20 protein-coding genes are annotated in these 19,063 nt (G+C 62.4%); 7 read left to right on the forward strand and 13 right to left on the reverse strand.

From position 1 onward, the window contains the following. Window positions 1-57: 57 nt before the first annotated feature. The 3 genes from FO013_RS16365 to FO013_RS16375 are packed head-to-tail and all read right to left on the reverse strand — an operon-like array spanning window position 58 to window position 3,149. Complete coding sequence (locus tag FO013_RS16365; protein ID WP_143923629.1) at window positions 58-1,548, reverse strand: amidohydrolase; 1,491 nt, start codon at window positions 1,546-1,548, stop codon at window positions 58-60. Between the two features lie 57 nt (window positions 1,549-1,605). Beyond that, complete coding sequence (locus FO013_RS16370) at window positions 1,606-2,403, reverse strand: hypothetical protein (protein ID WP_186293164.1); 798 nt, start codon at window positions 2,401-2,403, stop codon at window positions 1,606-1,608. Window positions 2,404-2,420: 17 nt separating this feature from the next. Then, entirely contained in the window at window positions 2,421-3,149 is a 729-nt protein-coding gene (locus tag FO013_RS16375; protein ID WP_143923630.1) for a DUF5058 family protein, read from the reverse strand. A 138-nt stretch (window positions 3,150-3,287) separates the two neighbouring features. On the opposite strand from FO013_RS16375, the gene FO013_RS16380 reads away from it, so the two are divergent. From FO013_RS16380 to FO013_RS16390, 3 genes are all read left to right on the forward strand, one after another. Next, window positions 3,288-4,283: an Lrp/AsnC family transcriptional regulator gene (locus FO013_RS16380; RefSeq protein WP_143923631.1), complete on the forward strand. Its 996-nt coding sequence runs from the start codon at window positions 3,288-3,290 to the stop codon at window positions 4,281-4,283. A gap of 44 nt (window positions 4,284-4,327) precedes the next feature. Then, complete coding sequence (locus tag FO013_RS16385) at window positions 4,328-4,945, forward strand: DUF4166 domain-containing protein (RefSeq protein WP_143923632.1); 618 nt, start codon at window positions 4,328-4,330, stop codon at window positions 4,943-4,945. A 78-nt stretch (window positions 4,946-5,023) separates the two neighbouring features. Continuing rightward, complete coding sequence (locus FO013_RS16390; RefSeq protein ID WP_143923633.1) at window positions 5,024-5,917, forward strand: oxidoreductase; 894 nt, start codon at window positions 5,024-5,026, stop codon at window positions 5,915-5,917. A gap of 31 nt (window positions 5,918-5,948) precedes the next feature. Here the strand turns inward: FO013_RS16390 and FO013_RS16395 are convergent, their stop codons facing one another. Continuing rightward, a complete protein-coding gene (locus FO013_RS16395; protein WP_143923634.1) occupies window positions 5,949-6,860 on the reverse strand; it encodes an NADP-dependent oxidoreductase in 912 nt (303 codons plus the stop codon). 95 nt (window positions 6,861-6,955) lie between these two features. Here FO013_RS16395 and FO013_RS16400 point away from each other — a divergent pair, with 95 nt between their 5' ends. Then, complete coding sequence (locus tag FO013_RS16400; protein ID WP_260848210.1) at window positions 6,956-7,462, forward strand: MarR family winged helix-turn-helix transcriptional regulator; 507 nt, start codon at window positions 6,956-6,958, stop codon at window positions 7,460-7,462. Here the strand turns inward: FO013_RS16400 and FO013_RS16405 are convergent. From FO013_RS16405 to FO013_RS16415, 3 genes are all read right to left on the reverse strand, one after another. Next, window positions 7,459-8,325 (reverse strand): uroporphyrinogen-III synthase, encoded by an 867-nt coding sequence (locus tag FO013_RS16405; protein ID WP_143923635.1) that lies wholly within the window; start codon window positions 8,323-8,325, stop codon window positions 7,459-7,461. The genes FO013_RS16400 and FO013_RS16405 overlap by 4 nt on opposite strands. 100 nt (window positions 8,326-8,425) lie before the next feature. Beyond that, window positions 8,426-10,120, reverse strand: coding sequence for an SLC13 family permease (locus FO013_RS16410; RefSeq protein WP_143923636.1), 1,695 nt, complete (start codon window positions 10,118-10,120; stop codon window positions 8,426-8,428). 256 nt (window positions 10,121-10,376) lie between these two features. Continuing rightward, window positions 10,377-11,540 (reverse strand): enolase C-terminal domain-like protein, encoded by a 1,164-nt coding sequence (locus FO013_RS16415; protein ID WP_143923637.1) that lies wholly within the window; start codon window positions 11,538-11,540, stop codon window positions 10,377-10,379. A 133-nt stretch (window positions 11,541-11,673) separates the two neighbouring features. On the opposite strand from FO013_RS16415, the gene FO013_RS16420 reads away from it, so the two are divergent. Next, window positions 11,674-12,357, forward strand: a complete 684-nt coding sequence (locus FO013_RS16420) for a GntR family transcriptional regulator (protein WP_235343673.1) — start codon at window positions 11,674-11,676, stop codon at window positions 12,355-12,357. A 24-nt stretch (window positions 12,358-12,381) separates the two neighbouring features. Here the strand turns inward: FO013_RS16420 and FO013_RS16425 are convergent, their stop codons facing one another. Then, entirely contained in the window at window positions 12,382-12,867 is a 486-nt protein-coding gene (locus FO013_RS16425; protein WP_143923639.1) for a DUF2000 family protein, read from the reverse strand. Window positions 12,868-12,915: 48 nt separating this feature from the next. On the opposite strand from FO013_RS16425, the gene FO013_RS16430 reads away from it, so the two are divergent. Further along, complete coding sequence (locus FO013_RS16430; RefSeq protein WP_143923640.1) at window positions 12,916-13,692, forward strand: AraC family transcriptional regulator; 777 nt, start codon at window positions 12,916-12,918, stop codon at window positions 13,690-13,692. Window positions 13,693-13,716: 24 nt separating this feature from the next. Here FO013_RS16430 and FO013_RS16435 read toward each other — a convergent pair whose 3' ends face one another. From FO013_RS16435 to FO013_RS16445, 3 genes are all read right to left on the reverse strand, one after another. After that, complete coding sequence (locus FO013_RS16435; RefSeq protein WP_222103657.1) at window positions 13,717-14,535, reverse strand: 2-keto-4-pentenoate hydratase; 819 nt, start codon at window positions 14,533-14,535, stop codon at window positions 13,717-13,719. Window positions 14,536-14,588: 53 nt separating this feature from the next. Continuing rightward, entirely contained in the window at window positions 14,589-15,554 is a 966-nt protein-coding gene (locus FO013_RS16440) for an NADP-dependent oxidoreductase (protein ID WP_143923641.1), read from the reverse strand. Between the two features lie 102 nt (window positions 15,555-15,656). Beyond that, window positions 15,657-16,619 (reverse strand): CPBP family intramembrane glutamic endopeptidase, encoded by a 963-nt coding sequence (locus FO013_RS16445; protein WP_143923642.1) that lies wholly within the window; start codon window positions 16,617-16,619, stop codon window positions 15,657-15,659. A gap of 107 nt (window positions 16,620-16,726) precedes the next feature. Between FO013_RS16445 and FO013_RS16450 the strand changes: the two genes are divergently transcribed. Further along, on the forward strand, window positions 16,727-17,326 hold the full coding sequence (locus FO013_RS16450; RefSeq protein ID WP_260848211.1) for a TetR/AcrR family transcriptional regulator: 600 nt from the start codon (window positions 16,727-16,729) through the stop codon (window positions 17,324-17,326). A 54-nt stretch (window positions 17,327-17,380) separates the two neighbouring features. Here the strand turns inward: FO013_RS16450 and FO013_RS16455 are convergent, their stop codons facing one another. Together FO013_RS16455 and FO013_RS16460 are read right to left on the reverse strand one after the other, a co-directional pair. Further along, window positions 17,381-18,331: an alpha/beta fold hydrolase gene (locus FO013_RS16455; RefSeq protein WP_143923643.1), complete on the reverse strand. Its 951-nt coding sequence runs from the start codon at window positions 18,329-18,331 to the stop codon at window positions 17,381-17,383. Between the two features lie 9 nt (window positions 18,332-18,340). Then, entirely contained in the window at window positions 18,341-19,030 is a 690-nt protein-coding gene (locus FO013_RS16460; protein ID WP_143923644.1) for a TetR/AcrR family transcriptional regulator, read from the reverse strand. Between the last annotated feature and the right edge of the window lie 33 nt (window positions 19,031-19,063).

The following is a 19,063-nucleotide window of genomic DNA, read 5'->3' on the forward strand; positions in this document are numbered from 1 at the left end:
CCGGCTCGGTGGCAGACCGAGCCGGGGCCGCCGAAGTCACGACCGCCGCGCGGGTCCCTACTGCCCGGCCGAGCGCCCGTCTTTTCGCAGCGGCGGTGCCACGACGCCGTCAGGGATCGGTGGCAGGTACGGAGTCTTCGCCATGATCTGGCCATGCTCACGTTGGGCATCGGCCAAGAGCTGAGGATTGCTTGCAATTGCCGTCGCGGTGGCCGCCATGGACTTCGCCGCGTGGATCATGCCCTTGTGCGCGGACGGCAGTTTGCCCTGTGCCACCGTCTGCCAGGCGTGGAATGGTGTGCCGAGAGCTGCCGTGGACGAGCTGATCTGGACTGTGGGAACCACCCAGCTCACATCACCGACATCAGTAGAACCGGTTCCCTGACTACGCGGCATATCTGGATGAAATGGAGCAATGTCGTCATGAATGGCCCGCTGGTCATCAGCTGCCCATCCGACGTTGCGCTTCGCCTCGGCGATGGCACGATCATCCAGACTGACGGCGAACACGGCAGCTGCAGCCTGATCTTCGGCGTCGAAGGGCACCGGCCCCAACTGATTCAGCACTCCGTCGAGTGCTTGCTCGAGTGCCTCGTTGGGCAACACCTCGGCACAGGCACCGTCGAACTCGATCTCCAATTCAGTCTCGGTCATCAGCTCAGCACCGCGGGCGATCTTGACCACGCGTTCGTAGAGGTCCTGCATCTGCCGGGTGTCCTCGGCCCGGACGACGTAGTAGACGCTGGCGTGGGCTTGGACGACGTTGGCAGACCTGCCGCCGGCATCGGTGATCGCGTAATGGACTCGGGCGCTGTCGGGCATGTGTTCGCGCAGGAAGTTCGTTCCGACGTTGAGCAGTTCGACGGCGTCGAGAGCGGAGCGTCCCAGGTGGGGCATGGCGCCAGCGTGCGCGGCGAGCCCAGTGTAGTGGAAGTAGACCTGTGAGTACGACAGGGTCAGGTGCTGTCTGGCGCTGGTCGTCGGGAACGGGTGCCAGGTGACGGCAGCGTCCACGTCGTCGAAGGCACCGGACTGGACCATGAAGGTCTTACCGGCGGCGGCTTCTTCGGCAGGGCAGCCGTAGTAACGCACCTGGGCCTCGATGCCTGCGGCCTCGAAGTACTCGGCGGTGATGACCGCTGCCATGAGCGCACCCGAACCGAGCAGATGATGGTGACAGCCATGTCCATCGCCAGACGTGTTCGCCGGGTCTGGAGTGCGCTCGGGATTGCCTGCCTCTTGGCTGATGTCGGCCAAGGCATCGTACTCGCCGAGGAAGGCGATGATCGGTCCAGAGGTGCCGCGATGGGCACTGAACGCAGTCGGGATGCCTCCGACCGCCTCGGTGATGGTGAATCCGTGTGCCCGGGCAGCAGCCTGGTGCTTGTCCTGGGCTCGGAACTCCTCCCATCGCATCTCAGGATCGTCCCAGATCGAATCCGCCATCGCGGTGAATTCCGACGCTGCGGCATCGGCTCTCTCGACGATGGCGTCCAGGTGTTCCGCTTCCAGCGGTTGACGGATAGGTGTGGTGGGGTCTGCGGACATGGTTGCGCCTTTCACTGGTGGGGTGGTGTCGCTGGCTTCAGTCTGGCCCGGTCGGTGTCAGTCCTGCTTGGCCGCCTCACCTCGCGGACTCGCGAGCGGCTGCGCTCCCGCTTCGGCCGAGACTGTCGATTCGGTCGCCTCGGTCGCTTCGACCTTGGGTGCGGGCTTGAACATCAGCATCGCGATGACGGCAGTGAGGACCACGCCGAGGAACGGGGCAGCGTTGGCCAGGGCCGGCGCCAGCGGGGCCAACACGTAGATGACGACGATGCCGACGATAAGTGCCGTGACGATGAGCTTCGGCTGCCTGCGGTTGCCGATCACGTTCTGCATCACGAAGGCACCGAGGACCGCGGGTACCACGTACGTGGTCACAGCACCCAGCACATCGGCGGGGATGACGGTGAGCAGCCATTGGCCGAAGACGCCGACGATGAGCATGAGCCCGATGACGTGGATGAGTGCGGCCGAGCAGATGGCCAGGGCCGCTGCGATCTGTGCCTGAGGCGTGCCCGGTTTGGCCTTGATGCTCTCCTGCGCGGTGACGGCCGCGGGAAGGAGCTTCGTGGAGATGTTGCCGATGAGGAAGGCCTGGTACATGGCGCCGGGGCCCAGGATCGGGAAGTACGAGATCGGTTCGATGACCCAGATGACGCCCATCACCGCGGCGATCGCCACGACACAGGTGACCAGGGTGATCGGTTCGATGGAGTAGCCTCCGAACGCGAGGAGCATGATCGGGCCCGAGAGCATGGCGGCCATACCGGCGAGCATGGTGATCGGCCCCCATGTGGACGTCGTCTTGTCGAAGTCGGCCATGGGATTGGCTGTGATGGAATGAGTGATTGCAGACATGGTGTTCTCCCTGGATCTCATGAGATGAAGTAGCCGACGGCGATGGCGACGATCATGGCCGCGCCGAGTGAGAACTCGCGCAGCATGGGCTTCTTCAGCCACTGTGCGACCAGCGTGAGCAAGAGCATCACGCCCGCCGAGGTGGCGAAGACGATCGCGGCATCTGAGCTGGCCGCGAACTCCTTCAGCCCCAGAGTGAAGAAGGCTCCCAGGAGCGCTGCGGTCGGCAGGAGTGCCCAGCGTGCCGAGCGTTTGCGTGCGGTCTTCGTGGTCGTTCCTTCGCCCATGCCGCGTTTCATGATCGGGGTCATGATGAGGGTGACGACCATCCAGCCGCTGCCGCCGATGGCCAAGGCCAGCAGCATGGTCACCAGCATGTTGCCGTCGACGTTGGGCTCACCGAGTCCGGTGCCCATGACGCCGAGGGCGAGGTTGGCCGCGATCGTCTCGTAGGCGGCGCTGCCGATGAGTCCCAGGCGGGTGATCGTGCTGGGGGTGCCGAAGAGCGGAAGCAGGGCGAGCGCCACCAAACAGACCGCGATCGAGGGGCCGATCGCCGAGATGCCTCCGGCGCGGAAGGCCGTGTTCACCTCGGTCCCGCTCATACCAACCTTGACCGCGGCACTCTTCGCTGCGCGCAGGTAGATCACGCTTTGGACGGCGATGATGACGAGGACGGCGATCGCACCGATCCACAGCAGCGGATGGCTGACCGTCTGTGCCAGAGTCGACGTGGTCTTCTCCATATGTTGTGCCTTTCGCGTCGAGTCGTTTCCCGTCGTTGGGTCAAACGATCTGCCAAGTGATGCTAGTCACGTAGTGTTCTCTGGACGCCAGATCGCGATGAATCTGTGACAATTGACGATATTGTGATCGATTCCTTGATGTCAGACAGCGATGCCCGGCTGATTCACGCACTTCAGCTCGCTCCCAGAGCGACCTGGAGCGAGCTTTCACGGGTCCTGGCGGAGAGTCCCGTCGTCTTGTCCCGACGCTATGAGCGTCTGCGTGAGTCTGGGGTAGCCAAGGTCATCGGCCACCCTTCCGGATTCAACATCAGTCGCAATCTCGCCTTCGTCGAGATCGATTGCGAACCTGGGTCACTTGCCGCGGTCACGGCGACCTTGGTGGAGCTTCCGATGGCGATGACCTTGGACGTCACATCATCGGGCACCTGCCTGATCGCCACGTTGATCGCGCCAGACGATGAGTCTCTCGCAACTGTTCTGCTCGACACTCTGCCGAGCCTGCCGGGCATCCGGGAGGTGCAGACGCACATTGCCACATCGACGCTGAAGACGGGTGACAACTGGAACCTCAGGGCCTTGGACGCCGAGGAGGCCGCCTTGCTGCCTGCCCCACGTCCTCCACGGGCTCGAGCCGCGCGAACACTTGACCCGCAGTTCCGCAGTGATCTGATGGCCAGTTTAGGCAAGGATGCGCGCAAGCCAGCTGCGGCCTTGGCACGCGAACTGGGTGTCAGCGAACAGAAGGTCCATGATGCGATCGCTCGGCTCGTTCACACCAAGCAGTTCCTGCTGCGCACCGATGTGACCAGCGCGTGGAGCGAATGGCCGGTCCACGTCTGGTACTTCGCCGACATCCCACCGCGCCAGCTCAGCACGGTCGCAACGGCGCTGTCCGCGCATCCGGAGATCCGCTACGTCGGCACCTCAGCGGGTCCGGCCAACCTGGCCTTCGATGTGTGGCTGCGCAACTTAAGCGTCATACACGTGTTCGAGGAGAGAGTCTCATCGCTGGCCCAGGCCGGAATCAAACTGCGCCGCCAGGTCATCCTGCGCACCCCCAAACGCGTGGGACACGTCCTCAATGATGCCGGTCGGTTCACAGATCGCTACATCCCGCTCTCTGGGCTGTGAACCTCACACGCCACCCGACCTGAGCGACACATATACTCGCAGGCATGGAGCCTGAGACGAGATCGCCGTACGAGCGGGCTCTCGGTTCCCAACTGCCTGAGCTGCATCCGGTGCTCCAACGCTACTTTGCAGCGATTCCCCCAGGCTCCGTCGGCATCGGCGAAGGCATCTTCGAACGCTTCGGCACTGAACGTTGGTGGCTGCGGCCGCTGTTCGGGTGGTTGGCACGACGTCGTGTGATTGTGCCCGGGATGCACCACAAGGTCCCGTTTCGGATCGAGAACCGAACTGTTGCTGGCTATCAGACCGCGGCCCGCACCCTGGAACTGGAGTCGAGCACATGGACGATGGTCGACGCGGTGTCACTGTCTGAGTCGGGCCGAGTCGTCGATAAGCTTGGCCGACCAGCCCTCGTGGAGGCTGCCTTCGATGTCGCGGCGGATGACGGTGGGCTGAGCCTGAGCAGCCGTGGCGTCACGGTGCGGTTGGGGGCCATTCGTCTGCCTGTCCCGAAGGTCATTCGTCCGGTGATCGCCCTGAGTGAGCGCTTCGACGCCGAGGCGGCTCGCCAGTACGTACGACTCACCGTTCATGTCCCTGCCCTGGGTCGGGTGTATGAGTACACCGGGTCGTTCACCTATCGAATTGAGAAGGAGACGTAAAAGCGGAGGCGTCCGGGCTGTTTATCTGAGTCTTGTCGCGACCTTGTTCCTGCGAAGCCCACTGCGTAGCCTCGGGACATGGTGAAGTATCAATGGACAGCAGCGGACATGCCCTCAATGGATGGCCGCACCGTGGTCGTCACCGGGGCCACCAGCGGTCTCGGCGCCGCCACCGCGACCGCATTCTCACGCGCGGGGGCGCATGTTGTTCTGGCCGTCCGGGATGTGCAGCGCGGAAGGGATGCCGCGCGCACCATGGGCGGAAGCACCGAAGTCCGAGAACTCGATCTTGCCGATCTGTCCTCGATCAGATCATTCGCGCAGTCCTGGGGCGGTCCACTCGACATTCTGATCAACAATGCAGGAGTCGCCGGGCACCGAGGTGCTCAGACAAAGGACGGTTTCGACCTTCAGTTCGGCACCAACCATCTGGGCCATTTCGCACTGACGAACCTCCTACTGCCACACATTTCCGATCGCGTGGTGACTGTGGCGTCGGGCGCGCACAAAGCAGGCGAGATCCATTTCGACGACTTGACCTTGAGCAGACGCAGATACGGATTCACCGAGGCCTATGGCCAATCCAAGCTGGCCAATCTGCTGTTCGTCCTCGAACTCCAGCGTCGCCTGCGCAGGGCCGGTACGAAGGTTCGCTCTGTAGCCGCCCATCCCGGCTACTCGGCGACGAACCTCGGGACCAAAGGTCAGCCCACAGTCCTCGTCGCCGCGGCGAATCTGGCAGGACGGCTGTTTGCCCAAAGCAGTGAACACGGCGCCCTGCCCACACTGTTCGCCGCGACTCAGGACCTCCCTGAAGCCAGCTATGTCGGTCCGGACGGCCGCGGGGAGCTGCGCGGATCCCCCACCTTGGTGGGACGATCAACAAGGGCCAGCGATCTCACGACTGCTCGTCGCCTGTGGGAGGTCTCCGAGCAGCTCACCGGCGTCAGCTTCGAACTCGATACGGATTAGCTCACCCGGCGGATGAGGAGAGCTGCGCCCCTCAGTCCGTGGTGGCAACGATGACGACGACCTTGCCCTTGCCGCTCTCGGCATTGTCATGTGCCTCGGCGATATCTTCCAGCGGGAGTTCAAGGTCCACGCGGGGCGTGTAGAGTCCGCGCTCACCCAGTTGGGCCCCACGTTCGATCAGGGCGGATTCGTTCCGAGCGTCGACCTTCTTCGCGCCGAGCTGGGCCGCCCCTTCGTCATCGATAACAGTGACGACGCGAGCCGGGTCACCCACGATCTGGACGAGGTCGGGCAGGGACGCGGACGGCGCCAAGTGCACGGCAGCGCCGATTCCCTCGGGAGCGAGTTGGACCAGACGCTCGGCAAGACCATCGCCATAAACTGTCGCAGTGATACCCAGAGCGGTGAGGTAGTCCAGATTGCGTTGTCCTCCAGTACCGATCACGGTGGCTCCGGCAGCGAGGGCCATAGCGACTGCTGCTGTGCCGACTGCCCCCGACGCCCCCTCAATCAGGACGGTCTGACCATCGAGATCACCGAACTCCTCGATTGCTGCGGCCGCGGTTGCCGAAGCGAGCCCTGCTGCAGCTGCCTGAGCTGTGGACCACCCCGAAGGAGCGTGACTCCATGCGGTGAGCACGGCGTATTCACCGCTGGTATCGCTCACCCCGCCAAGACCGAATACGCGGTCGCCCACGCTGGTTCCTTCGACCCCATCGCCTACTTCGTCGACGATGCCGACGGCGTCTCGCCCAGGGACAGCAGGAAGATCCAAGGGCAGAAACTCCCGCACACTGCCCGCGCGGATGATGTAGTCGATGGGATTGACGCTGACGGCCTGCACAGCGATGCGAACTGACCCTGGAATCGCGTGTGGGTCGGGGGCGTCTTCAACAGTAAGGACCCGCGGTTCGCCGTAGGAGTGGAAACGTGCTGCTTTCATAGGACTTCCTTGCTGAGCGGGAGAGACAATTCTTTCTGCGGAAAGTAACTCTAGCAGAAATGCTTTCCACGGAAAGCAACGCTATGATTCCATATATGATGTCGGACCCACACCTCACCTCTCAGCAGGATCGCACCTGGAACCTACTGGTCGGCGTCATGATGTGGCTCCCCGCTGAACTCGACGCCTTCCTCCAGCGAACCACCGGGCTCAGCCACTGTGAGTACCAAGTGCTGCGCTGGCTCTCAGCAGGCGAGGATCGCGAAATTCATATGAGCCGTCTTGCCGCAACAGCAAACGTCACGCCCTCCCACCTCTCACGGATCGTGGCACGACTCGAGAAGCAGGGCTCTCTCACTCGTTCTGCCGACCAGACCGACGCCCGCAAGACCCTCGCACGTCTGACCGATGCTGGGACTCTCATCGTCGAGGAGACCGAGCCTGCATACGTTGCCGAGGTGCGCCGACATGTCTTCGACCGACTCGATCAGCAGGCGATCGAACAACTCGAGACTCTGACCGAGACGATCCTCACGCCCCTCCGCAGCGACTGCGTAGCAGTGCTGCCGGCCCGGAACTCGCACGAGAAACGTGCAGTTTAACTGCGACGGTCTTCCCCTGCCTGCTTCCGCGCCGAAAGTTCGGCGACCATCGAACGCACGAGCGAACCCAAGCGGAACCTCTCGGGGATCAACGGCGTTATTCCGTGCTCCACCAGCGGTGCCGCCGTGACGTTGCCGACCACCGCGGCGAGCACACCGTTCTCGTCGGCGAGAGCAGCAAGGACTTCCGGCAGCAGACCCTGGTCACGAGCTGCGTCCAGAAATGCGCTGACCCCGGGCGCCGAGGTGAAGGCCACGGCATCGCAGCGACGGTCCGCGATGAGGCCGACGGCTGCATCCACGGCCTCCGGATCGGGCGCGGGGCCCCACCGGTAGACCACCAGCGAACTGACCTCGGCGCCGGCTGCCGCGAAAGCTTCATCTAGACCATCAGCGCCGGCACCATGGTGCTGCACCGCAATCCGAAGGCCGCGCACGCCTTCTTCGAGCAGGACCTCCTGGATCTCAGAGTTGGTCTCTGATTCGGCGACCCAGGCCGGTGTCAGCCCAGCGGCTTGGATTGCGCCGCGTGCCTTGGGACCGCGGGCGATGATCCGGGCACCGGCGAGCATGGCGTGCCACTGTTCGCTGAGGCCCTCTGCCTCGGCGACTTCGGCCCAGCCGTTGAAGCCGACCCCGGTCGTGACCACAACGACATCGGGCTGAGCGTCGATGAGGGCACGCGTGCGTGCGACGAGCTCAGGGTCATCGATGTTCGGGATGACCGACAGTGTGGGCGCGTGCACGATGGTCGCACCATGCCGTTCGAGGGCACCAGCAAACTGTTCGGCCTTCCGCTGGGCAGTCAGAACCACACGGCATCCGGCCAGCGGGCCGCTCAGGTCACTTCGAGACTCGTCCATGCACACATCCTTGCTTTCGCAGGACGTCAGGGCAACTCACGGATCAATGCAAGGGACGCTGAAATCGGCTCGGTTGATCTCTCAGAGTCACAACGGCCTTTCACAGATATGAGGCAGGCGTCGAGAGCAGGTCAATCCCCCACAGCCAGGGAAGTACGAGGAACACTGCTGCAATGATGAACGCCAGGGCGAGTATGTTGATCCAGAATCCGGTCCTCACCATCTCCAGGATTGTGATCTTCCCGGTTCCGAACATGATCGCATTCGGTGGCGTCCCCACTGGGAGCATAAACGCGCAATTGGCCGCCATTGCGCATGGCACCATCAGCGCGTAGGGGTGGATGCCCAGGGCAAGTGCGAATGCCGCCATGACCGGAAGGATCATCGTCGCAGTTGCAGCGTTTGACGTGATTTCCGTGAGGAACAGCACGAGCGCGGTGGAGATGACGATCACGAGGAAGATGTTGATCCCGTCCAGGGTACGCAGCTGTTCGCCGATCCACTCGGAGAGACCGCTGTCGACGAAGCCTGCAGCAATTGCCAGGCCGCCGCCGAACAATAGGAGGATGCCCCACGGAATCTTGGTGGAATCCTCCCACCGGAGAATTCGCTTCTCTTGGGTGCCGCGACTCGGCAGCGTGAACAGAACAATCGCGCCCATGATGCCGATGACGCCGTCGCTGATACCCGGAAGCAGGTCCTCCCAGATGAATGAGCGGGTGACCCACATAAACGCAACACCGATGAAGACACAGAGAACTGTCTTCTCCTGACTCGACATTTTTCCAAGGGCAGCCTTTTCGTCCCTGATGAGTTCTTCTCCGCCCGGCAGTTGTTTGAAGCGGACTTTGAACTTCACGCCTGTGAGGTAGAGCCAGGTGAGAGTCAGCAATATGACGACGATTGGGACTCCGAACAACATCCATTGCGCGAACGAAATGGTCTCGTCGAACAACTCTCCGACTGTTGCAGAGAGTACGGCGAGAGGTGGCGTGCCGATCAGAGTTCCCAGCCCACCGACGGTGGCCGCGTACCCGATACCGAAGATGATCGATTTCTCGAACTTGGGGAGTTCGTCCTGGTACTCGCCTCCTCGCAGAGATCGCGCGGCCTGGTAAGCGACAGCCAAGCCGACGGGGATCATCATCATTGTGGCCGCGGTGTTGGATACCCACATGGAGAGGAATCCTGTTGCGACCATGAAGCCGAGCACAATGCGGCGCGGGCTCGTGCCGATCGCTGCGACGATCGAAAGTGCGATTCGTTGATGCAGATTCCACTTCTCCATCGCAATCGCCAGTGTGAAGCCCCCGATGAACAGGAAGATGATGTCGTTGCCATAGGCGGCAACGACCGAATCTCCGTCGAGCGCTCGGGTGAGAGGAAACAGGACCACCGGAAGCAGAGACGTAGCAGGGATGGGGATCGCCTCGGTGATCCACCATGTCGCTACCCAGAGCGTGCTGGCGAGGACTGCCTGCGCCTCAGAACTTAGCCCGTCAGGTTTGAAGAAGACGAGAGTGAGTGTGAAGAGCAGTGGTCCTAGAAACAGCCCCGTAAGGCGTGCAGGCGTGTAACCGGGCCCAATGGGGTCCGGAGCCTTCGCCGCCCCGGCCTCGTCAATGTGGTCCGAGCGGTCTGTGGTCGACGTGCCCCCAGCTGCGCTGCTCATTGCCATGGTTTGGATACCGGTTGGCTTCCGGACATTTGAGAACGTGAGGATCTTCTTGATCTCGTAGTGCGACGCCCACAGGCTTCCCCATATGGCGTTGAGATGAGAGTGTGCTGTTGCCATTGCTGTACCTTCTTTGGTCTCTTGCTCGGCGTATGTATTGCAGTGTCAGTTCGTGTGTCGCGTGCGAAGCGATGTCCGACTTCGTCATCAGATGGAACTGTGATGCCGGGTGTGTAGAGGCCGGTCGGTGTGAGAGGAAAAGCCGGCGGCGTTGACGGCGATCGCTTGGTGATCCGGTATAGACAGATCGTTCGTAACAGCTGGCGGCCCCGTTCTGCCGAGAAGGCCAGGGGACCGCCAGCCGGATGTGGTGAGATCAGGCGTGCAAGTTCCGCAGCACCTCGTAGAACGCGGCCTTTCCTTCCAGCCCGATGCCCGGTAAGTCTCCGGGTGATACACGGCCATGGGAGATGACAGCGTCGTCGGTGAATCCGCCGGTGGGCTGGAATTCCCCGGGATATGATTCGTTGCCGCCAAGTTTGAGCGCGGCGGCAATGTGCAGTGAGAACTGGTGACCGCCGTGCGGGATGCAACGACGCGATGACCACCCGTGCTGGGAGAGCATGTCGAGGACACGTCTGTACTCTGTCAGGCCATAGCTCAGAGCGGGGTCCACTTGGATGTAGTCACGGTCGGCACGCATGCCCCCGTATCGAATCAAGTTGCGAGCGTCTTGGACAGAAAAGAGGTTCTCACCGGTGGCAATGGGATTGCGGTAGTTCTCCGACAACGTTGCATTGAGTCCGTAATCGAGAGGATCGCCTACTTCCTCGTACCAGAACAGGTTGTACTGGTCGATGGCTTTGCCGTATTCGAGCGCGGTGTGGAGGTCGAACTTGCCGTTGACATCGACCATGAGCCGCGAACCATCCCCGTCGAGTACGTCAATGACGGCCTCGATGCGCTCGAGGTCTTCGGCGAGGTCGGCACCGCCGATCTTCATCTTGACGTTCTCATAGCCGGAAGCCAGGAAGCCTCGCATCTCGTCCTGCAGGTCGTTCAGTGTCTTGCCGGGGGCGTAATAGCCACCAGCTGCATAGACGAAGACGTCATCGTCGGGATCGCCATCGCCGTAGTGGTCGGAGATCCAACGGTACAGAGGGACTCCAGCGATCTTGGCGGCCAGGTCGTGGAGTGCCATATCGGCAACGCCCACGGCAACAGAACGTTCACCGTGACCGCCCGGCTTCTCGTTGGCCATCATGATGCCCCACGCCTTGGCTGGGGAGAGCTCACCGTTGTCGGTGAGCTCGTCAATCGCTGCGTTTTCGAGTCGCGGCAGGATGCGGTCGTTCAATATGGCAGTGGCGTTGTACCGACCGTTCGAGTTGAAGCCGTAGCCGACCACCGGCTTGCCGTCGACAATGACATCGCTGACAAGCGCCAGGATCGTGCAGTCCATCTTGCTGAAATCAATGTAGGCATTGCGCATCGACGAACTGATCGGAATGGTGCCCGCATGAGCAGAGACAATCCTCATGGTCCTCCTTCTTCGGATTAGGATCTTATAAGACTCTTATAAGATGGTTATACCGTACACTGGCCGGACTAGCGGTACAAGGTCAAAAGGGCCTTTTCTTGGGAATGGGGTCACCATGAATGGCGCTGGCGTAATGCCGAGCAAAGGTTCGCAGGCGTACGCGGAGCTTCGGCGCCGGATCACATCAGGCGAGCTGGCACCCGGGTCGCGTTTGTCGCAGTATGAACTCGCAGAAAACCTGGGGATGAGCATCACCCCACTTCGTGAGGCAATCCGACGATTGGCGAGCGAAGACTGGCTCACAATAGATGCCCATCGGGACGCACGCGTCGCCCCGATGAGCGCATCCGAGGCCCGTCATCTGCTGGAGGTTCGCTACTCGCTGGAACCATCAGCAACCGAACTGGCCGCCAAACGCAGAACCGAGAGGGACATTGCCGCAATGAAGGCCGCGGCCGACAACCTGCTGCCTGTGACTCGGGACTGGGGGGAGGAAGCCATCGGTGCGCACCGAGCCTTCCATCGGTCCATCTACGTCGCCTCGCACAATGACGTGATGGTCAAGCTATTAGACGACCTGTGGGACAAATCCGATCGGTACCGACGCATAGGCCTCGAGCTTCCCGCTGGCGCCAAGCCTCGCACCATCGATCAGAATCAACACCATCAGATTCTCGAACTGGTCATTGCCGGCGATGGAATCGCAGCCGCCGATCTCGTCCGCACCCATGTCAGGAACAGCCTCGGCGCCGAAGTCACGGGAGCTCTGGAGAACCAAGAGTTCGGCTATTTCCCGTTTGCAGAGCATTTCGCCTGAGAGCCGGGAACCTGCGGATTGAGATCACCCGTGCATCCGCGCGCCTTTCACCAACCGATCCACCGCATTCTTCGGCCCGCGCAGAGCAATGCCGACTAAGTTGAGATCATCGGCAGCGACCGCAGCCACAGCCTCACGGTTGGCGGCATCGTGGCCGGTCGAGAACAGTTCCTGCGTGTACACAGCCATCGGTATCCCGCGGCCCAGTGCCTTCGTCCGAGCCTTGGCCAGCACCTCCGCGCCACCAGTCATGACGAGAACTGGCTGGCGCAGCATCGGAAGATAGTCGTTGCCGTCGGCATCTCGGTAGCTCTCCCCCACCAGGTTCGGTTCGCTGGTCGCGATGCCGGACATGAGGAAGGCGGTGACGTTGAGCTCCTGCCAGGGCAGCAGGTCATCGCGGAGGACCACGACGACCTTCGTGTCGAAGCGGACCACCTCGGTGCGGGCGGGACTGACCGTATCGGTGGTGCCTGCGACTGTCTCTGCTGTGTTCGTGTTTTCGTGCATGCTCACACTCTTGTTCAATTCCCCAGGTGGGTCTTGTACGTTTGTGACATGGCTGATGTAATCCATGCGTGGCACCCGGATGTGCCCCTGGTGCAGGAGGTGCTCCACGCACAGTTCGAACATCATGCCTATCCGTCGCACACTCATGATTCATGGACGGTTCTGCTCGTCGATCAGGGCACCGTGACCTACGATCTGGACCGGCACGAACACCAGACAACGAACTCGACGGTGACGCTGCTGCCGCCCCAGGTGCCCCACGATGGCCGCTCGGCGACTCCTGATGTTCCGTTTCGCAAACGTGTACTCTACCTCGAACCCGAATGGCTGCCCCTGGACGCCATCGATGCCGCAGCGCAGACACCGATGTTCGTCGACCCAAGCGTCACCTCGACCGTCGACCAGATCCATGCCGCATTGAGTGACCCGGCCGATGTCCTCGCTGCCGAGTGCGGAGTCCTTGCGCTGCGTGACCTCGTGCAGCCGCAGCTGAAATCACCAGTCGACACGGCTTCCGACAAGCCACTTGCCCGTCGTCTGCGCCACCTGCTCGATGATCGTTTGGAAGAGGCCTTCACCATCGCCGAGGCGGCCGCTGACTTAGGTGCCCACCGCAGTCACCTGGTCCGGGTGTTCACCCAGACTTACGGGATCGCCCCGCACCAGTACGTCATCGGCCGTCGCGTGGACCGCGCCCGCAGGCTTCTCCTGTCCGGGCTCTCCCCTGCCGAGGCGGCCGCCCAGTCCGGCTTCCACGACCAGTCCCATCTCACCCGGCACTTTCGCCGGACCTTAGGAACGACCCCGGGGGTCTTCGCTGCTTGAGGCTCTCAGTGGTAGGTCCTCGGTTCAGGCCACGAACGTGCAGGTGACATCCCCCAGATCGTCGAACCTCGCTGACAGGGAATCACCCGGTTCAACTGGGATGGGTTCGCTGCACGTGCCCGTAGTGATGAAATCCCCCGCGGCCAGGCCGATGTCGACGGCGGAGAGCTCATTGACCAGCCAGGTCAGTGCTGCGGCTGGGTCACCGAGAACGTTTCTGCCTACCCCCTCAAAGGCTCGGGACCCTGATGGGCCGTCGACTTCGGCGGTCATCGACACCTCGGCCAGATCGCGCAAGGACCAGGTCTCCTTCACCGCAGGCCCCAGCACAAACCGGTGTCCGCAGGCGTTGTCGGCGATCATCTGCAGTGCACCGGCTGTGGTGACATCGGTGAAGCGGGAACTTGGCAGTTCGATGCCGAAGTGCAGCGCAGCCACCGCCTCCATCACCTCGTCGAGAGTGTACGCGCTTCTGCGCGGAGGCAGCGCCGTGCCGAGGACGAACACGAACTCCGGCTCGGCCAGACACATCGAGTTGCCGCTCAGCGACACAGCCTCCCCGTCGCCTTGGATGCGGTCGGCGAGCACGCGACCACCCAGCGGGCCCTCGACATTGATATGCCGTTGCCCGGCCTCACTCGTCGCCGCGATCTTCCACCCTCGGGTGGGCTGCCCTTCCAACTCGGCATAGCGGGTCTGCATCGCGTAGGCCTCTGCCCGAGTCGCAGGAACTGCCTCTGCCGGCATCGCATCGATCGCCGCCCCCTGTAGACCCACCTTGTGCACGGCGGTGGCACCGCGTTCGATCTTCTCCGTCGAAGACATCGCATTCACGTCCGTCATGGGATCAGTGTGGCACGGCACGATCGAACCGTAGAGGTGTGACCGTCAAGCGGTCATATCGCCAGCGCTGTCTTCGGCAGGTGGCCGTCGTCCATCTGCCGGTGAACGGCCACAACGTCCTCGAGCGGGGCCGTGGCCGGTGCGGGCACATGAAGCTCCCCGTTTTCGATGAGCTCAGCGACGTATTCGAGCGCAACATGATCTGGTTCGACGATTACGTTCGTCCAGCGGACGCCCGCCTGAGCGGCAGCCGCGTCGAGGCCCTGCTGCTGCCCCGACGGCACTCCGACGACGACCCCGTCGGGTTTGGTCAGTGGAACTGCGCGAAGGGCGAACTCCCCACCGATGAGGTCGATGACGATGTCGACATCACTGATTCCTCCGGCGCTGAGGTTGGGGTCGTCGAATTCCTCGCTCGCATAGTCGATCGCCCGGTCCACACCGAGAGACTCGAGATGTCTCAGCTTCTCTCCCGTTGCGTGACCGATGACAGTCGCGCCCAGCTTCTTCGCCATCTGCACAACATAGGTGCCGACGGTGCCGCCACCGCCGAGGACGAGCACGCTCTGCCCGCTGCGCACATCCGCGGCTTCGTGCACGATCTGGTACGCCGTCGTGGCAGGCAGAGGAATCGATGCGGCAGTCGCGAAATCCAGAGAATCGGGAATGCGTACGAGGTGGCGAGACGGTGAGGTCACAAATTCGGCATACCCGTCGGCCGGGTAGGGAAAACGGGGCATCCCGAAGACGCGATCACCGACAGCGAAACGATTCACCCCATTGCCCAGAGCGGAGACCTCACCGGCGATATCCCATCCGACGGTGATGGGGAATGCGCCCATGAGCTTTGCCACGGATGCTCCACCACGGGTCTTTCCATCGACCGGGTTGACCCCCACATGGCTGACGTGCACCTGGACCTCGGTGGGACTGGGCTCGGGGATCGGTGCGTCGTGGATCAGGGTGAGGACTTCCGGCCCGCCGAATTCGTTCTGGACTACCGCACGCATCTTGCTCATGTCTCCTCACGTCTGCTTCACTCTGGCCTGCTGCAGTGACTCATCGAGGGCAGAGGATGGGGTCAGCATATCCCGCACATCGGCATCACTGGAGTTGACGTCTCACTCCTCGTCTCCGCTTTGGAACCCACCATCTGGGGTGCGAGCGGGGCCTGACTTGCGTGTCCACCACCAGATGATCGCCGTGATGACCACCATGACGAGGGCGGGAAGAAGCTGATAAGGCGTTCCGACCCCGGCGGATCGGTCTCCGATGGCCGCTCCGAAGTCGATGCGCAGATAGAAGGCTGCAAGGAAGCTCAGGGTGTTGAGCAAAGCGTGGAGGACGATTGCGATCTCCAACCCACCCGTGCGCCAAGTGATGACGGACAAGCATGTGAACAGAGTCAGGTACCAGGTGATGATGTACGGATCGGTGGATCCGTGCATGGCGGTGAATGCCGCGCTGGTGACGACGATTCCGATGATCAACCCGAGGCGCCGGCTGTGTGTCCAGCTCCCGAGGATGCGGAAGACCAATCCGCGGAAGCCGTATTCCTCACCCGCCGCCTGCAGCGGAGTCAGGAGGAAGGTGATGAGGAACATTGCGATGAGATCCGCGTGCGACCAGGGGACTTCTTCAACTGGTCCCAGAAATCCGAAGGCGTTGACGATGAGCCACGCGGGTCCGAAGACCAGAAGCGATTTGCCGAGCAGATCGAATCGGAACCGCGAGGACACGGAGTGCAGCGACCCTGTGGGCTTTCCGTAGAGCCAGCGCTGGATGAGCATGCTCCACGGGATGAGAAGGGCAAGGCCGATCATGCTCCCGGCATGCCGGGCAGGCGTGTAATCGGATGGACTGTTTCCCAGCCCCGTGTCGATGACGGCGCTGAGCCAGTTGGCCGCGAGGGAGAAGAAGACCAGTCCTGCCAGCAGGAGCACGATCGCAAGGATGCCTCGTCCTATGCGCCGATGGCTGCCGGCGAGGACTCGGTGATACTCCACTCCGCTGGGAATGGCAGAGAAGTCCTTCGGCTTCCCCTCAGGGCCGAGAAGCCAGACAGGCCTGCTTGACGTCGTCATGAGATTCCTTCCACGGTGACCACCGGAATACCCCCTCGGGCAATACAGTGTATTGGTGACTTGATGGTCACTAGCGTAAACTACTAATACGGCGTAATGGAAGGGGGATGATGGAACTTCAGCCACCAGAGGGCATCAGCAGCAGAGACAAAATCCTGTGGGCCGCCGCGACGATGCTCGGAGAAGAGCCCGGAGCGATGATGAGCGTGCGGGCAGTTGCCAAGCGGGCAGGAGTGAGCACGGGGTCGCTCCAACACCACTTCCCCACCAAACGTGCGCTGATGGATGAGGTGATCGCTCGGGTGTACGACCTGATCATTCCCGCAGACGCAATGCACGACACCTCAATACCTGCACGGGAGAGACTCGTGGCATGCCTGCAACGACTTCTCGTATCGGCCGGAGCCGACCCACGAGACGCGTGGCGTGAGACCTTCGACCGATACATCGCAAACGAACCCTCCGAAGGGGCCCGGGCACAGTATCTGGCCAGCGAACGAGAGCTTCACCGCCGCATCGAATACTGCCTGAATACCCTCGAAGACGAAGGCGCACTGCTGCCAGGTGACAACGCTCGACGAGCCCGCATCCTCTTCACCTTCATCAACGGGCTCTCGATCGCACAAGCACTGCCCTCTGACGACACGCATCTGCCCACCGAAATCGACGCGCTCTATGCGGTCGCCGATTGGGTCTTATCGCAATGACTCTTGGTCGCCAGCGGCGCGAGCACCTTCGATAGGCACCTGCCCTGCCTGCACTTATGAAGCCGAGTGCTCCCGCACTCGTTCGAGGACGGCACGTGCGATGTCCTCGGGCCGTGATTCCGGGAGCCAGTGCGAGGCGCCCTCGAGCGGGACGAAACGGTAAGGGCCCTCGACGTAGCTGGCGCTGAGTTCAGCCGAACCGCGGGTGAAGGCAACATCTTCGCTGCCCCACACGAAGGTCGTGGGAACAGTGATCGGGGTGCTCGCTGTTCGTTCGCGGCCATCAGCGGCCTGATAGTACTTGAGGACTGAGAGCATCGCGTCGGGTTCGCTCAGCCGCTCCACGTAGGAGGCCGCCATGTCGTCGGGGACGTCACCGTCGTAGAGCTCGACGAGGCGCTGACCGTCGTTGCGCAGCAGTGTCCTGGCCACGCCCTCCGGGTGGTCTTGGATCGAACGCATATAGGCCATGCGCTCGTACTGATCCGGGTCCGCTCGCACCTGCTTGGCATGGGCGATCGGGTGCGCCGTCGAGACGACGGTGCTGGTGAGCAGCCGCTCGGGATGGTTGGCCGCATAGTGCCAGGCGACCATCCCACCCCAGTCATGGCCGACGAGGTGGAAGCGCTCGAGCCCCACCTCACGTGAGATCACATCAAGATCGGCGACGAGGTGAGCCATCGTGTATTCGTCGGCCGATTCGGGGCGCACATCGGGCGAATAGCCTCGCTGGTCGTAGGCGACGATACTCATCCCCTGCTCGAGGAGGAGCGCAGCCGTCGACTCCCAACAGGACGCGAACTCCGGCCACCCGTGCAGCAGCAGCGCATCGCCGAGGGCCGGGTCATGGCGGACAGGGGTTGCCCGGAACCCGAGGAAATCCCCGCGCTCCGTGCTCATCTTCAGTTCCCGCGCCTCGGCGGTGACCGGCAGCTCGGCCAAGCGCGCTGCCACCGAGGCATTGTCGAAGGGATGGCCGCTGGGTTCGTGTGACGTCGTTGTCATTGCTGACTCCTAGGTGCGTCGGGAACCGTCGGCAGGGATGCCCAGTGCGTTGAGCCACAGCTTCGTTGCGGTCTCCACCAAGAGCTCATCAGTGCCCCAGCCCGGTTCGTTCAATGCGTACTTGTAGAACGCCATGCGTCCGACCATCAGCGATAGGGCTTTGGCGGACATGTCAGAATCGAGACTCGGATCGGCGAAGCCTTCATCCTGAAGCTTCTTGACCCACTTGCTGTTGCGTTTGGCGAAGGCCTGCCCGCGATTGAGGCGCAGCTGCCGGAACTCCGGATCAACCGAAGCGACCTGCTCCAGCAGGAGCATCAGCCTGGCATTGCGCTTGTACGCCTCGATGTAGGCCCGATTACCGGCCTCGAGCGACTCCACGACGGTGCGATTCTCGTGATGCTCCTGCGGAGGACCAGGATGGAGCATGTCCTCCTGGGCCTCCTGCAGAACCGCGGCCAGTGCCTCTTCTTTGCTGTCGAAGTAGGTGTAGAAGGTACCCGTTGAACACTGGGCTTCCTTCGTGATGTCCGTCAGACGCGAATCGATGAAGCCGTCGCGCTCGAACACGGCACGGGCAGCGGCGACGAGGGAGGCGCGAGTGCGCAGTCCGCGTGCGGTCGTCGGGAGGTCACGCTTCGGTGCCGCACCGCCGTGTGCAGGCGGATTCTCACCGTGTTCTTCGGTCTTCGACATCATCAGTCCATCATACGATCCGCCGTGTCGCCGGCA

Source organism: Brevibacterium aurantiacum (assembly GCF_007558825.1).
GTDB lineage: Bacteria > Actinomycetota > Actinomycetes > Actinomycetales > Brevibacteriaceae > Brevibacterium > Brevibacterium aurantiacum_A.

What these genes read in the sequence shown, in the direction of transcription:
- FO013_RS16450 (WP_260848211.1), top strand. Translation starts at nt 16,727, where the DNA reads ATGATGGAACTTCAGCCACCAGAGGGCATCAGCAGCAGAGACAAAATC.
- FO013_RS16365 (WP_143923629.1), bottom strand. Translation starts at nt 1,548, where the DNA reads ATGTCCGCAGACCCCACCACACCTATCCGTCAACCGCTGGAAGCGGAA.
- FO013_RS16400 (WP_260848210.1), top strand. Translation starts at nt 6,956, where the DNA reads ATGATGTCGGACCCACACCTCACCTCTCAGCAGGATCGCACCTGGAAC.
- FO013_RS16410 (WP_143923636.1), bottom strand. Translation starts at nt 10,120, where the DNA reads ATGGCAACAGCACACTCTCATCTCAACGCCATATGGGGAAGCCTGTGG.
- FO013_RS16415 (WP_143923637.1), bottom strand. Translation starts at nt 11,540, where the DNA reads ATGAGGATTGTCTCTGCTCATGCGGGCACCATTCCGATCAGTTCGTCG.
- FO013_RS16425 (WP_143923639.1), bottom strand. Translation starts at nt 12,867, where the DNA reads ATGCACGAAAACACGAACACAGCAGAGACAGTCGCAGGCACCACCGAT.
- FO013_RS16405 (WP_143923635.1), bottom strand. Translation starts at nt 8,325, where the DNA reads ATGGACGAGTCTCGAAGTGACCTGAGCGGCCCGCTGGCCGGATGCCGT.
- FO013_RS16375 (WP_143923630.1), bottom strand. Translation starts at nt 3,149, where the DNA reads ATGGAGAAGACCACGTCGACTCTGGCACAGACGGTCAGCCATCCGCTG.
- FO013_RS16440 (WP_143923641.1), bottom strand. Translation starts at nt 15,554, where the DNA reads ATGAGCAAGATGCGTGCGGTAGTCCAGAACGAATTCGGCGGGCCGGAA.
- FO013_RS16460 (WP_143923644.1), bottom strand. Translation starts at nt 19,030, where the DNA reads ATGATGTCGAAGACCGAAGAACACGGTGAGAATCCGCCTGCACACGGC.
- FO013_RS16395 (WP_143923634.1), bottom strand. Translation starts at nt 6,860, where the DNA reads ATGAAAGCAGCACGTTTCCACTCCTACGGCGAACCGCGGGTCCTTACT.
- FO013_RS16420 (WP_235343673.1), top strand. Translation starts at nt 11,674, where the DNA reads ATGCCGAGCAAAGGTTCGCAGGCGTACGCGGAGCTTCGGCGCCGGATC.
- FO013_RS16370 (WP_186293164.1), bottom strand. Translation starts at nt 2,403, where the DNA reads ATGTCTGCAATCACTCATTCCATCACAGCCAATCCCATGGCCGACTTC.
- FO013_RS16430 (WP_143923640.1), top strand. Translation starts at nt 12,916, where the DNA reads ATGGCTGATGTAATCCATGCGTGGCACCCGGATGTGCCCCTGGTGCAG.
- FO013_RS16435 (WP_222103657.1), bottom strand. Translation starts at nt 14,535, where the DNA reads ATGACGGACGTGAATGCGATGTCTTCGACGGAGAAGATCGAACGCGGT.
- FO013_RS16385 (WP_143923632.1), top strand. Translation starts at nt 4,328, where the DNA reads ATGGAGCCTGAGACGAGATCGCCGTACGAGCGGGCTCTCGGTTCCCAA.
- FO013_RS16445 (WP_143923642.1), bottom strand. Translation starts at nt 16,619, where the DNA reads ATGACGACGTCAAGCAGGCCTGTCTGGCTTCTCGGCCCTGAGGGGAAG.
- FO013_RS16380 (WP_143923631.1), top strand. Translation starts at nt 3,288, where the DNA reads ATGTCAGACAGCGATGCCCGGCTGATTCACGCACTTCAGCTCGCTCCC.
- FO013_RS16390 (WP_143923633.1), top strand. Translation starts at nt 5,024, where the DNA reads ATGGTGAAGTATCAATGGACAGCAGCGGACATGCCCTCAATGGATGGC.
- FO013_RS16455 (WP_143923643.1), bottom strand. Translation starts at nt 18,331, where the DNA reads ATGACAACGACGTCACACGAACCCAGCGGCCATCCCTTCGACAATGCC.